This window comes from Amycolatopsis sp., assembly GCF_025464955.1.
GTDB lineage: Bacteria > Actinomycetota > Actinomycetes > Mycobacteriales > Pseudonocardiaceae > Amycolatopsis.
This window is the reverse complement of record NZ_JAODNM010000067.1, coordinates 69,005-81,262: the sequence shown is the minus strand read 5'-3', so window position 1 is coordinate 81,262 and position 12,258 is coordinate 69,005. Positions and strand designations below refer to the sequence as shown.

Here is a 12,258-nt window from a genome sequence, read left to right as displayed (position 1 = left end):
CGTCTCTGTTACGTCACCCCATGTCGACCCTCATGATGCATGTTGATTGCACCATGCGCAGCTTGTGCATGGTGCAATACATGTGTAGCTCGCAAGTCATGGCTGTCGCTGTCGAAGCACGTTTCTGACCGGCACCTAAGGGCTGACCGCGGGAGCCCTCGGGGCGTTCTCCTCGCGCTCCGCTGCTTTCACCAGCACGACCGCTGACAGCAACATGACTACTGACGAGCTGATATGAGTTCGACCCCGCAAGCAGTCACATCCCCGCGCGCGAACCTGGAGATCGGCGCGGTCGGTTTGGGGGCGCTGGCCGCAGCCCTGACCCAGACCCTGGTAATCCCCGTCCTGTCGGTGATCTCGCGCGAGATCGGGGCGTCCGCCGCCGAGACGCAGTGGCTGCTGACCTCGACATTGCTGGTAGGGGCGGTGTCCGTACCGATCGTCGGGCGCTTCGCCGACATGCTGGGACGTCGGTTGATGTTGCTGGTGTGTCTGGGTTGTCTCGCCATCGGCTCGATCGTGGACGCACTCACGTCCGATGTGACCGTGATGATCGTGGGACGAGCCACCACCGGCGTCTCGGCAGCGGCGATTCCACTCGGGATCAGCTTGCTGGCCGGCGTATTGCCCGCACAGCGTCAGGCGAATCGGTCGCCGCTGGGACACTCGACGACTTCGCGAGAGGCAAGCACGCCTCCTACCCGGGCCGAGCTAGCGATCGCAGGTACACCTGGGCAGGGGAAGGCTCCGTGACCCGGCGAGCACAGGCGGCAGCGCTCGCCGAAGGGACCCTCGTGCCGGTCGCCGGGATCGAGGCAGCCGGGCTGTTCGCGGACCCCGGCGGGTAGGCGGTGCCCGCCATCAGCGGCATCCCTCACATCACGTCGTCGCCTGCATCCGCGACGCCGGAATCTCCTGGTTCACGCGGATCCTCTGCGCCCGGCAAGTCGCCATAACGGAAACGATCGGTTGCGTTACACCATCCTGACGGCTACCGTCGACACTAAGCGAAACCGATCGTTTCTTTTTGGAGTGAAGATGGCGAGAAACCGCCTGCTCAGCATGGTCGACGAGCACGTCGTGCCCATCGGGATGCAGTGCTTCACCGGGAACCACACGCTCATCGAGGTGCTCGGCTCGACCGGGTTCGACTACGTCTGGCTCGACAGCGAGCACAGCGCCCTCGATCCGCGCGCGCTCGAAGACACGATGCGCACCTGCGAGGTCGCCGGCCTGGTCCCGCTGGTCCGAATCCCCGACCCGGCCGATACGACGTCGGCCCGGCGAGCCCTGGAGGCCGGCGCCGCGGGCATCGTGGTGCCGATGGTGCGCTCCGCCGCCGACATGCGCGGGATGATCAACGCGCTGACCTTCCCGCCCCGCGGCACTCGCGGGCTCTGCCCCGCGCTGCGCGTGCCGGGCTACACCATCGCCGGCTTCGACGACTACCTGCGCGAGAGCGACTCCGGGCTACTGGTGATCCCGATGATCGAAACCGTCGAGGCCGTTGCCGAGATCGACGAGATCTGCGCGCTGGACCAGGTCGAGATGCTGGTCTTCGCGGCCGGGGAACTCGCCTTCGCCCTCGGTGAAGGGCCCAGCATGCACAGCAGCCCCAAGGTTCGGGAAGCCCAGCGCGCAGTATACGCCGCGGCGAAGCGGCACGGCGTGGCGCTGATCGGCGGTCCGATCCTCGATCCGTCACCGGAAACCTGTTCCGCCGCACTGGAAAGCGGGATCTCGGTGCTGTGCGTCGGGCTCGACGTCCTCGCCTTCCGGCGGCTGTGCGAGACGACGGTCGCCGCCGCGGACGTGGGGGTCGCGGCCACCGCCGGGTACACGCGTCCGCCGGCTCCGGCGAGCGGCTTCCCCTCATCCTTCTGAACCACCGAAAGGATCCACCATGGCGCACTTGCGGCGCTACGTCGTCGGCCGTCACGGTGTTCGGCCAGTCGGCGGGCGCCGCGGCGGTCCGCACCCTGCTGTCGGTCCCCGCCGCTCGTGGCCTGTTCCGGCGCGGCATCGTCCAGAGCGCCGGGTTCGAGGACTACGCCGTGGTGGCGTCCCCGTCCGCGGAGCGGGTGGCCCGGCACAGCGCGGCGCTGTTCGACCGGCTGGGCAGCCGGGACATCGACGTCCTGCGCGGGATGCCCGCAGACGCCGTCCGCGAGGCCTCGTTGCTCGAATCCGGGATCGTCCCGCCAGCGAGCCAGGTGCACACGCCGGCGAACCTCGTCTGGTACCCGGCCCGCGACGACGACGTCGTGGCCGAGGACCTGTCGGCCTGGACGCGGGACGTGTCCGTTCTCTTCGGCACGACGCAGGATGAAGCGCGGTTCTTCCACCGCCCGACCGGGCTGTACAGCAGACCGGACGTCGATCCGGCTGACGTCTACACCCCGCAGACGCTGGCGACGATGGCCGGCGTCCTGGCAGGTGACCGAACGGTCTTAGCCCACCACAATCCCTACGAGGCACTCGTGGAACTGTCGACCACGGCGGTGTGGTTGGAACCCGCCTTGGCTTCCTATCGCCGCTTCGCCGGTCTCGACCGCGACGCGTACTACTACCACTTCGCGCGGGTCTCCCCCGCTGCCCGGCACTCGGGCTTGCTGGCCTGTCACGGCGCCGAACTCCCCTACGTGTTCGGCACCCTGCGGGCCGACGACGAGACCGACCTCGCGGTGTCCAAGACACTGCGGCACGCGTGGACCGAGTTCGCGCGCACCGGCCGACCCCGCGGCCCGGACGGCGCCGCCTGGCCGGCATGCACCCGCGAAGCCCCGCGGTACACGCTGATCGGCGACGTCACCGAGCCGCGACACCTGACCGTCAACGCGCTGACAGCACTGATTTCCGCCCGGCGGGGGTGAGGAAGCGGGCCAGTGCGAAGACCGCAACGGCCGCGCCCAGCGAAGTCGACCCGGTGACCAGGAACAGGTCCGGCGTACCGACCCCGAGCGTGACGAGCAGCCCGCCGAGCAGCGGTCCGGCGATGCCGCCGATCCGGCCGATCCCGACGGCCCAGCCGATCCCGGTGGCCCGCACCGACGTCTCGTAGAAGCTGGCGCACAGCGCAACCGTGCACATCTGCGCGCCCACACTGAGGCTCCCGGCCAGGAACGACACCACCAGCAACGCGACGGCCGAGCTGCCGGTGTAGCCGATCGCGGCGATGGCCACCGCGCCGAGAGAGAACGCCGAGCCGATGACGACCGTCGGCCGGGACCGGTCGGCCAGGCGGCCGATCACCAGGCAACCCACGACAGCACCGAGATTGAGCGCGACGACGCCGAAGATCGCCGACGCCGCGTCGATGCCGCTTTGCCTGGCCAGCAAGGGGATCCAGTTGGTGAGCAGGTAGGTCAGCAGCAAGCTGAGGAACAGAGTTGCCCACAGCAACAGGGTCCCGCCGGCCCGCCGTTCGGTGAACAGGCGGACCACCGAAGGCCGGGCCGCCTCGGGTTCGGGCTCGACGGTGTCGTCACCACCGGCGATGCCCAGCCGCCGCAGGACCGCCCGAAGCGCATCCTGGTCACCCCTGAGCGCGAGGAACCGGGCGGACTCGGGCAGCCGCGCCCACAGCAGCGGGAGCAGAAGGATCGGTACGACACCGCCGACGAGAAACACACTGCCCCAGCCGAAGGCCGGGATCAGCCGAGCCGAGGCGAGGCCACCCGCGACGGCACCGAGCGGAAACCCGCAGAACATCAGCCCGACCCCGGTGGCCCGCATCCGGGCCGGGGTGTACTCGGACGTGATCGCGATGATGCACGGCAGCGCACCGCCCAGGCCGAAGCCGGTCACCAGCCGCAGGAGGCCAAGCAGGGTCAGCGAATTCGCGAGCGGGGTGAGCAACGAGCACACGGCGAATACCGCCATCGCCACGAGCAGGGTCGGTTTGCGGCCGTACCGGTCACCAGCGAAGCCGAAGAAGATCGCGCCGATCAGGCCGCCGAACAGCCCGACGCCGAACACGACACCAAAAGCCGCCGTCTCGGCGCCCCATTCGGCGGCGATGTCCGGGGCGACCAGCGCGATCGACTGGGTGTCGAACCCGTCGACCATCGCGACCAGCGCGCACAAAACGACGACGGCGACCTGTCCGCGGCCGAAACCGCCGGAGTCGAGGAGGTGGTCGAGCCGGGGACGAACTTCGTTGTCCATCGCGGAGCCTCTCGCCAAAGAGAAACATTCGTTTTCGTTTAGCGAAGCAGCCTAAACTTCCTTCCGGCATAGCGCAAGCGATCGTTTCCGTTTAGACTGCGGATGTGCCCAGACTCAGCGAGAAAACCCGCGCGGACCGCCGGCAGCACATCCTCACGAGCGCGTGGAAGTGCTTTTCCCGCAACGGTTTCCACGCGACGTCCATCGATGACGTGATCGCCGAGACCGGCATGTCCTCCAGCGCGGTCTACCGCTACTTCCGCAGCAAGGACGAGATCATCGACGCGACGACGGAGGAAGGCCTCACCCGCGTGCGGGAGATCTTCGTCGCGATCCTCGACCGCGACCCGTGCCCGTCTCCGGCCGAGACGGTGGTCCTGCTGACCGGCGAGCTGGACAGCCGGACGGCGCACCCGGACTACGACATGACGCGCATCGCCCTGCAGGCCTGGGCCGAAGCACTTCGCAACCCGCGTCTGCTGGACCGCGCCCGCACGATCTACACCGACGCCCTCGGTCACATCGACGAGCTGGCCCGCCGCTGGCGCACCGAGGGTCACCTGCCACCGGACGCGGACACCCATGCCGCAGCGGCGACGCTGTTCTCCTTGATGCACGGACTGATCGTGATGCATCATCTGGTCGACGACGTGCCCGCCGAGACCCTCCACACCGGACTGGCCCTGCTCGGCGCCGGCCTCGCGCGCTGAATGCCGCCCGGCGGTCGGGCCTAGACCGGTCGTAGACGTGCAGCAGCGCGATGGTCCCGGTGGTGGTATCGCGGTCGAGGAAGGGCGGCAGCACCTCTCGCAGGAGGTGGTCGGCGGTGAACAGGCGGAAAAGTGATGCAGGGCGGCTCGATCTCAGCCGCCCGCGAAGGGCGGAAGCACCAGAAAGCCGCCGCAGCCGGTGAGCCTCCACCTGCCGAGGCGCCGTTCGCCGACGCTGGCGCGCCACTGCGGTCCCAAGCCAAGGACATGCTGCAACGTGCCCGGGATTCTCCCCAGGACCATCCGTCTCCCATTAATTCAGACGATGGCAGCTCACCCACTTTTATCCGACTGCATTCGAAATTCCAGTGAGCTCCCAGCGATCGGACCACCACGCCAAAGATCACCCATAGCGGGGATATTTCACTATAATTAGTTGACCCACCAGCCTAAAGAAAGGGAACCTTCGGCAAGATCAACACTAAAATGAACAACGCCAAATCGTATACGGCGCACGCGCGATTCCGGAAGGCAGACGGAGGGATCAAGCAGGTCGAGCGTACTGGCACCAGCAGAACCGCTGCCAAAAATCGCCGCAGAGAGGCGATGAGCAACTTGGCAGCCGAAGTCCGAGGCGATGAGGTCTCCGGCGATACACGCATGGCTCGAATCGCAGAACTCTGGTGTGCGGAACTGGACCGAGAGGTACGACTCGGGAGCCGAGCACCCAACACTGTTCGACTTTACCGAAGTCGATTGAAGAACTGGATCCTGCCCGCTACGACCGAACTTCAAGCAAGAGAGCCGACCGTGATCACCTGCGATAAATTGATCAACAAGGTGCGCGACGAAACCGGTCACGACAACGGCAAGAGTACCCGCACTGTCCTGACCGGCCTGTGTGGCTACGCGACCCGCTACGGAGCGATGTCGGTCAACCCCGCTCGGTCAGTTGGCTGGCCACCGGTGTACGGCTGGGTGAACGGTGGCTGGCTGGACCCCGTTAACGTCGTCCATCGCATCAAGGAAGCGTTGACTGAAGTCGGCTACGGCTGGGTCACGTCTCATGTCTTCCGCAAGACCGTCGGGTCGGTGATCGACGAAGCAGACCTCCCTCTGAGCGCACTGGCCGACCAGCTGGGCAACACGCAACAGGTGGCCGACAAGCACTACCGCAAGCGCCGAGTAGCCAACAAGGCGTCTGCAGATGCCTTGGAAGGCATGTTCGACGAGGCTAGCGACGCGTAGTGAAAGTGGCGGGTTTATGGAGGATCGAGTGCCAGGCACCCCGGACACAAAGAAGCCCAGGTCGTTGACCTGGGCCTTTGCTCCCCCGCTTGGACTCGAACCAAGAACCCTCCGATTAACAGTCGAATGCTCTGCCAGTTGAGCTACAGGGGAATGTCGCTCTTTACTCGGATCTCGCTGTCCGGATCACTCCGTCCAACGAAGAAAACTCTAACGCATGCCCGATCCGGCCCGTACACGACCCCCGGCTTTCGATGGCTCCGCGATGGCCGCGGGTCGTGGACAATGGCGGGGACGGCACAGGCCGACCGGAGGGTGTGGAGCGCATGAAGAAGTTTCTGCTGGGTGCGGCCGCGGGGTACGTCCTGGGCGCGAAGGCCGGGCGAGGTCGCTACGAGCAGATCGTGCGCACCTATCGCCGGATCGCCGACCATCCGCTGGTGCAGGGAGCCGCCGGGGTGGCCAGGGCCAAGATCAGCGAGAAGACGCCGTTCCTGCGGGATCGCTCCTGACCCTCAGGGTGTCCGCGCGACGAAGAAGATCCGGCGGAACGGAAACCACGTCGTGCCGTCGGCGCGGGGCGGGTAGGCCTGGTCGAGCATCGGCGCCAGTTGCGCGCGGAACCGGGTCCACGAGTCCGCGTCGAGGGCGGCCTTCACCGGCCTCAACGCAGTGCCGGTGATCCACTCCAGGACGGCATCGGGCCCGCTCAGACGTTGCGTGTAGGTCGTCTCCCAGGCGTCGATGGCGCAGCCTTCCTCGGCGAGCAGGTTGGCGTAGCCGAGCGGGTCTTCCACGGTGCCTTCCTCGCGGAACACCACTCCGGCCAGCGAAGACTCCCACTCGTCGGTGGCGGCCAGTTCGCGGACGGCGGCATGCGAAGCGGCGCCGAAGTTGCCGGGGACCTGCACGGCCAGCCAAGCGCCGGACGGCAGGTCGTTCGCCCACTTGCGCAGCAGGTCCTGGTGCCCCGGCACCCACTGCAGCACCGCGTTGGACACCACTACGTCGGTGTCCGCCGCCGGAGTCCACTCGCGGACGTCGAGCTCTCGCGCGTCCAGCCCTCGCGCCCGGGCGGCTTCGACCATGTCCGGCGAGCTGTCGCCGGCTTCGAGGACCGCGTCCGGCCAGCGCTCGGCCAGGCTCGTCGTCAGGTTTCCCGGGCCGCAGCCCAGGTCGACCACGCGGCGGGGCGAGGTGGCGCCAACGCGGGCGAGCAGGTCATAGAACGGCCTGGCACGCAGGTCGGCATAGTCGAGGTACTTCGCAGGATCCCACATGACGCCTCCCGGACAGGCTTAACAGTACGCTCGTACTGCTTCAACCCGTACGAGCGTACTGCTAAAGCTCCGGGGTCGCCAGCTTCTCCGCCGCCTCGCGCGCGATGGCCGCCACCACGTCACGGTCGGTGCCCGGATCGGCGCGGACCTGCAGCACCGCGCCGTCGCGGCCGGGGACCTTCCGCTGCACGAACCAGGCACCGCCACCGTCGGCCAAGTCCTTGCGGTAGCGCGACCTGATCGACCCCTCGACCCGCTCCCAGATCAGTTTGGGCACCTTGCCGGAACGCTCCAGCCCGAACCGCACGGGCGCCCGGTCCGCCAGGAACACCGCGTCCCCGGCCGTTCCCACCTCGTCGGACTCGGTCAGCTCGATCAGGTCGTCACGCCACGCGGCCTTGGCGATCAGGTGCCAGCCGACCCGCCTCGGCCCGGGGATCCACAGCCCGAGCGGGGTGACGACGAGCAGTCCCCCGCCGGTCACCTCCGCGCTGTCCAGCACGTGCTCCCCGGGATCCAGGACGCCGTCGAACCCCTCCGGCGTCCGGTCGCCGAACAACCGCGCGAGCCATCCCATAGATCAGTCCAATCCGGCGATCGACTGCGACCGCAACGCCTTCCGGTACTCCTCGAGCGCGACCAGGTCGCCGAACAGCGCCCGGTAGTCGTCCGGGGCCTCCACCGGCGACAGCCGCTGCAACTTCGACTTGATCTCGTTGATCTGCCTGCCGACGAGGTTCTCCTGCACCGCGGCCAGCACGCCGCCGATGTAGCGGGAATCCACGTCGCCCTTGGTGGCGTGCAACGGTTCCACCGACAGCTCGCCGAGCACGCGCCGGATCATCCCCTGCGGACAGTGCTCGGCCGCGGCGTCCATCAGCGCGGGGCCGGTGAGCCCGGACGCGGCGCCGCCGGCCGCCAGGACGGCCTTGTGGATTGCCGCGTACGCCGGATGGGTGAACGCTTCCTCAGGGAGCGCGTCGTACGCGGGACCGGCTATCGCGGGTTCCTGCAGCGCGGCCTTGAGCGCCTCACGCTGAGCTGCGAGCTGCGGGTCCTTCGGCGCGGGCCGGGGAATCTCGGGACCGGCCTTGGCGGGGGGCGCGTCGGCCTCGGGCGCGGCAGGCCGCCCCCGTAACGGCGCCTTCGCCTTCACCCCGGCACTCCCTCGCACCCGGCTGACGACCTGCGCGGCGTCCTGCCAGCCGACCCACCACGACAGCTTGTTGGCGTACCCGTCCCGGCTCGAGCGGTCCTTGATCTGGGCGACCACCGGTACGGTCTTCTGCAGCGCGGCGACCTGGCCGTCGACCGAATCGAGGTCGAAGTTCGACAGCATGGACTTGATCGCGAACTCGAACAGCGGGGTCCGGCGGGCCACCAGGTCGCGCACCGCCGCGTCGCCCTTGGCGAGCCGCAGGTCGCACGGGTCCATCCCGTCCGGCGCCACCGCGATGTAGGTCTGGGCGGCGAAGGTCTGGTCGCCTTCGAACGCCTTGAGCGCGGCCTTCTGACCCGCCGCGTCGCCGTCGAAGGTGAAGATCACCTCACCGCGGAAGGCGTCGTCGTCCATCATCAGCCGCCGCAGCAGCTTCATGTGGTCGTCACCGAACGCGGTCCCCGACGACGCCACAGCCGTCGGCACCCCGGCGAGATGCATGGCCATCACGTCGGTGTACCCCTCGACGACCACCACCTGGTGCCGTTTGGAGATCTCCCGCTTCGCCATGTCCAGCCCGAACAGCACGTGGGACTTCTTGTAGATAGGGCTCTCGCTGGTGTTGAGGTACTTCGCCTCGATGCGGTCGTCGTCGAACAGCCGCCGCGCGCCGAAGCCGACGACGTCGTTCCCGACGTCGCGGATCGGCCAGACCAGACGGCGGTGGAACCGGTCGATCGGGCCCTGCCTTCCTTCCTTGGCCAAGCCCGCGGTGATCAGCTCGGTGAGCTCGAAACCCTTGTTGAGGAGGCGTTTGGTCAGCTTGTCCCAGCCGGACGGGGCGAACCCGCAACCGAACTTGGCCGCCGCGGCCGCGTCGAAACCGCGTTGGGTGAGGAAGTCCCGCGCCGGTTCGGCCTCCGGGGTGGCCAGCTGCTCGGCGTAGAACTCCTGCGCGGCCTTGTGTGCCTCCACCATGCGCGAACGGGTGCCTCGGTCGCGCTGGACGCTGCCGCCACCGCCCTCGTAGGTCAGTTTCAGCCCGACCCGGTCGGCCAGCCGCTCGACGGACTCCACGAACGAGATGTGCTCGATCGACTGAATGAACTTGATCACATCGCCGCCGACGCCGCAGCCGAAGCAGTGGAACGTGCCGTGTGTGGGCCGGACGTTGAACGACGGGCTCTTCTCGTCGTGGAAGGGGCACAGCCCTTTCAGGCCACCACCGCCCGCCCGGCGAAGGGCGACGTAGTCACCGATGACCTCGTCGATCCGGTTGCGCTCGCGCACTTCCGCGATATCGCTCTCACGAATCAGTCCAGCCACGCCCACCACTGTAGTTCTCCGCCGCCGGCGCCGATGCGGCACACTCGGGCAATGAACCCGAGCACCGGAACCTGGGACCTCCTGGCGGAAGAATTCGCGTCGCACCGGTCGCATCTGACCGCGGTCGCCTACCGGCTGACCGGCACGCTGTCCGACGCCGAGGACGCCGTCCAGGACGCCTGGCTGCGGCTGTCCGGGCTCACCGCACCGCAGCGGGCGGAGATCCGGGACCTCAAGGCCTGGTCGACCACGGTCACCAGCCGGATCTGCCTCGACAAGCTCCAGTCGGCGCCCGCGCGCCGCGAACACTACGTCGGCCAATGGCTGCCGGAGCCGATCGTCACCCGCCCCGGCACGCCGGACCCGCTGGACCACGTGGTCCTCGACGACGGGGTGCGGATGGCCGCGATGATCGTGCTCGACCGGCTCAGCCCGGAGCAGCGGGTGGCGTTCGTGCTGCACGACGCGTTCTCGCTGCCCTTCGCCGAGATCGCCGACATCCTGGGGTGCTCCTCCGACGCCGCCCGACAGCACGGGTCGCGAGGACGCCGCGCGCTGGCCGACGCGGACCCGCCTCCCCGCACCGCGCTCGCCGAGCAGCAGCGGGTGCTCGACAGGTTCGTCACCGCGCTGCTGGGCGGCGACATCAAGGCCGTCACCGAACTCCTGCACCCCGACGTGGTGCTGATCGGCGATTCGGACGGAAAGGCCCGCACGGCACGCCAGATCGTCGTCGGCTCGGAGAAGCTCGTCCGGTTCCTGTTCGGGCTGCTGCGGATGTACTCCCCGAACGCGCTCGCCGGCGGGGTCACGGTGCTCGTCAACGGCGATCCGGGCGTCTACCTGCCGCCCACGACGGGCACCGACGAGCACCGCGCGCTGGACGCCCACGTGCAAGCCGTCAGCGTCCGCGACGGCCGGATCGTGGCGATCTACGACCTCGCCAACCCGGACAAGCTCCGGGTGCCATAGCGGGCGGCCGACCACCGTCCACAGAGGACCGATCAGGGCATCGGCACGCGGCAGGCGTCGCCGGAGGTGAACCCCTGGTCGGTCAGGCCGAGCGCGTGGTTGTTCCTGGCGCGCATGTTCTCCAGCGAGATCAGGTAGGTCAGTTCGACCACCCCTTTGCGGCCGAACTCCCGTTCCAGTTCGGCGACCTGCTCGTCGGTCACGGTGACCGGGGTCGACGTCATGCCGTCGGCGTAGGCGATCGCCAGCCGTTCCGGTGCGCTGAACGCGGGCGAAGTCGCGTAGTCGTCTATCGACTTGAGCCGCTCGATGTCCAGCCCGTCGTGCAGCTGCAGCATCATGCCGAAATCCACGCACCACGAGCAGCCGACCACGGTGGCCGTGCGGTACACCGCGAGCTCACGCACGCTCACCGGCAGCGTGCGTGCCGCGCGGCCGACCATCAGCTCGTGCACCGCGTACGCCCGGAGCAGCCCGGAATGGCGCGCAGTGACCGCGACGGGTTCCGGCACGGCGCCGAACTGCCTGCGCGCCATGCGGTAAAAGAGCTTCAGCAGCGGCCCGGCCTCATCGCGGGACACCACGGGAATGCGAGTCATGTACGTCTCCTTGCAAGCGCTGTTCGCTGTCACCTTCCAGACGAAACGACACCGGAGGATGTGACAGCCGGGCGCTCACTCGGACAGGTGCCGGAAACCTCGCCATGGCACTATGGCGTCGGCGAGATCGAGTGATCTTGGGCGAAAGGCATCCCAGACGTGACCGAGGACGCTGAAAACGACGGGAAGGGCGCCGGCCCGGCGCTGTTCCGGCTGGTCCGGCATTGGTCCCGCCAGTGGGCACCCGACGTCGTACAGCAGCTGGACGACTCCGCACCGGCGACGTGGACGGCGCAGAACCTCTACGTGATCCAGGCGATCGACGGCGCCGCCGGCACGGGCGACGCCGAGGTGACCGTCGCCGACGTCGCACGCCAGCTGGGGCTCGACCGCTCGGTCGCCAGCCGGATGATCACCGACGCGGTCCGCGACGGGTTCGTCTTGCGCGACACCTCCGCCCACGACGCCCGCCGCGCCGCGCTGAAACTCACCGACGAGGCCCGGTCTTTCCTCCAGCACAGCAACACGCACCAGCAGGACGCCTTCGAACGGCTGGTCTCGGATTGGCCCGCAGACGACCAACGACGCTTCTCGAGCTACCTACTGCGCCTCACCACCGAAGTGCTCGACGCGCCCTAGTTGCCCAGCGCACCCCGGGGCCGCACTTTTGCGCTTTTGTGGGGTCTCTTAGTTTCCAAGAGACCCCAACTCGCCGTCGAGTTGCGATGGCTGAGCGCTCAACCAGGGTACTGATCCGAAAATCCAAAGTGGGTGGGCAGGGTTGTAACCCGGCGCAG

General features: G+C 68.1%; 13 protein-coding genes and 1 tRNA gene. 8 read left to right on the top strand and 6 right to left on the bottom strand.

What is annotated here, in order from left to right:
* Positions 1-234 precede the first annotated feature (234 nt).
* From JWQ81_RS15490 to JWQ81_RS15480, 3 genes are all read left to right on the top strand, one after another.
* Positions 235-753, top strand: coding sequence for an MFS transporter (locus JWQ81_RS15490; RefSeq protein ID WP_297542004.1), 519 nt, complete (start codon positions 235-237; stop codon positions 751-753).
* A gap of 285 nt (positions 754-1,038) precedes the next feature.
* Positions 1,039-1,884, top strand: a complete 846-nt coding sequence (locus JWQ81_RS15485) for an aldolase/citrate lyase family protein (RefSeq protein ID WP_297542002.1) — start codon at positions 1,039-1,041, stop codon at positions 1,882-1,884.
* Positions 1,785-2,873, top strand: a complete 1,089-nt coding sequence (locus JWQ81_RS15480; RefSeq protein WP_297542000.1) for a carboxylesterase family protein — start codon at positions 1,785-1,787, stop codon at positions 2,871-2,873. The genes JWQ81_RS15485 and JWQ81_RS15480 overlap by 100 nt, the downstream gene beginning before the upstream one ends.
* Here JWQ81_RS15480 and JWQ81_RS15475 read toward each other — a convergent pair.
* Positions 2,833-4,167 (bottom strand): MFS transporter, encoded by a 1,335-nt coding sequence (locus JWQ81_RS15475; RefSeq protein WP_297541998.1) that lies wholly within the window; start codon positions 4,165-4,167, stop codon positions 2,833-2,835. The genes JWQ81_RS15480 and JWQ81_RS15475 overlap by 41 nt on opposite strands.
* A 104-nt stretch (positions 4,168-4,271) precedes the next feature.
* On the opposite strand from JWQ81_RS15475, the gene JWQ81_RS15470 reads away from it, so the two are divergent.
* Entirely contained in the window at positions 4,272-4,877 is a 606-nt protein-coding gene (locus JWQ81_RS15470) for a TetR/AcrR family transcriptional regulator (protein ID WP_297541995.1), read from the top strand.
* A gap of 756 nt (positions 4,878-5,633) precedes the next feature.
* Positions 5,634-6,125 (top strand): hypothetical protein, encoded by a 492-nt coding sequence (locus JWQ81_RS15465; protein WP_297541993.1) that lies wholly within the window; start codon positions 5,634-5,636, stop codon positions 6,123-6,125.
* Between the two features lie 80 nt (positions 6,126-6,205).
* On the opposite strand, the gene JWQ81_RS15460 is transcribed toward JWQ81_RS15465, so the two are convergent.
* Positions 6,206-6,278, bottom strand: a tRNA-Asn gene (locus tag JWQ81_RS15460).
* A gap of 173 nt (positions 6,279-6,451) precedes the next feature.
* Between JWQ81_RS15460 and JWQ81_RS15455 the strand changes: the two genes are divergently transcribed.
* Positions 6,452-6,637 carry a hypothetical protein gene (locus JWQ81_RS15455; RefSeq protein WP_297541992.1) on the top strand — a complete coding sequence of 62 codons (186 nt, stop codon included), beginning with the start codon at positions 6,452-6,454 and terminating at the stop codon, positions 6,635-6,637.
* A 3-nt stretch (positions 6,638-6,640) separates the two neighbouring features.
* Here JWQ81_RS15455 and JWQ81_RS15450 read toward each other — a convergent pair whose 3' ends face one another.
* The 3 genes from JWQ81_RS15450 to dnaG form a co-directional block, all read right to left on the bottom strand.
* Complete coding sequence (locus JWQ81_RS15450; RefSeq protein WP_297541990.1) at positions 6,641-7,405, bottom strand: trans-aconitate 2-methyltransferase; 765 nt, start codon at positions 7,403-7,405, stop codon at positions 6,641-6,643.
* Positions 7,406-7,466: 61 nt separating this feature from the next.
* Entirely contained in the window at positions 7,467-7,982 is a 516-nt protein-coding gene (locus tag JWQ81_RS15445) for a hypothetical protein (RefSeq protein ID WP_297541988.1), read from the bottom strand.
* A 3-nt stretch (positions 7,983-7,985) separates the two neighbouring features.
* Positions 7,986-9,890 (bottom strand): DNA primase, encoded by a 1,905-nt coding sequence (gene dnaG / locus JWQ81_RS15440; RefSeq protein WP_297541986.1) that lies wholly within the window; start codon positions 9,888-9,890, stop codon positions 7,986-7,988.
* A 51-nt stretch (positions 9,891-9,941) separates the two neighbouring features.
* Between dnaG and JWQ81_RS15435 the strand changes: the two genes are divergently transcribed.
* Complete coding sequence (locus JWQ81_RS15435; protein WP_297541984.1) at positions 9,942-10,862, top strand: sigma-70 family RNA polymerase sigma factor; 921 nt, start codon at positions 9,942-9,944, stop codon at positions 10,860-10,862.
* Positions 10,863-10,894: 32 nt separating this feature from the next.
* On the opposite strand, the gene JWQ81_RS15430 is transcribed toward JWQ81_RS15435, so the two are convergent.
* Complete coding sequence (locus tag JWQ81_RS15430) at positions 10,895-11,461, bottom strand: carboxymuconolactone decarboxylase family protein (RefSeq protein ID WP_297541982.1); 567 nt, start codon at positions 11,459-11,461, stop codon at positions 10,895-10,897.
* Positions 11,462-11,620: 159 nt separating this feature from the next.
* Between JWQ81_RS15430 and JWQ81_RS15425 the strand changes: the two genes are divergently transcribed.
* Positions 11,621-12,100, top strand: coding sequence for a MarR family winged helix-turn-helix transcriptional regulator (locus tag JWQ81_RS15425; RefSeq protein ID WP_297541980.1), 480 nt, complete (start codon positions 11,621-11,623; stop codon positions 12,098-12,100).
* Positions 12,101-12,258: the final 158 nt, after the last annotated feature.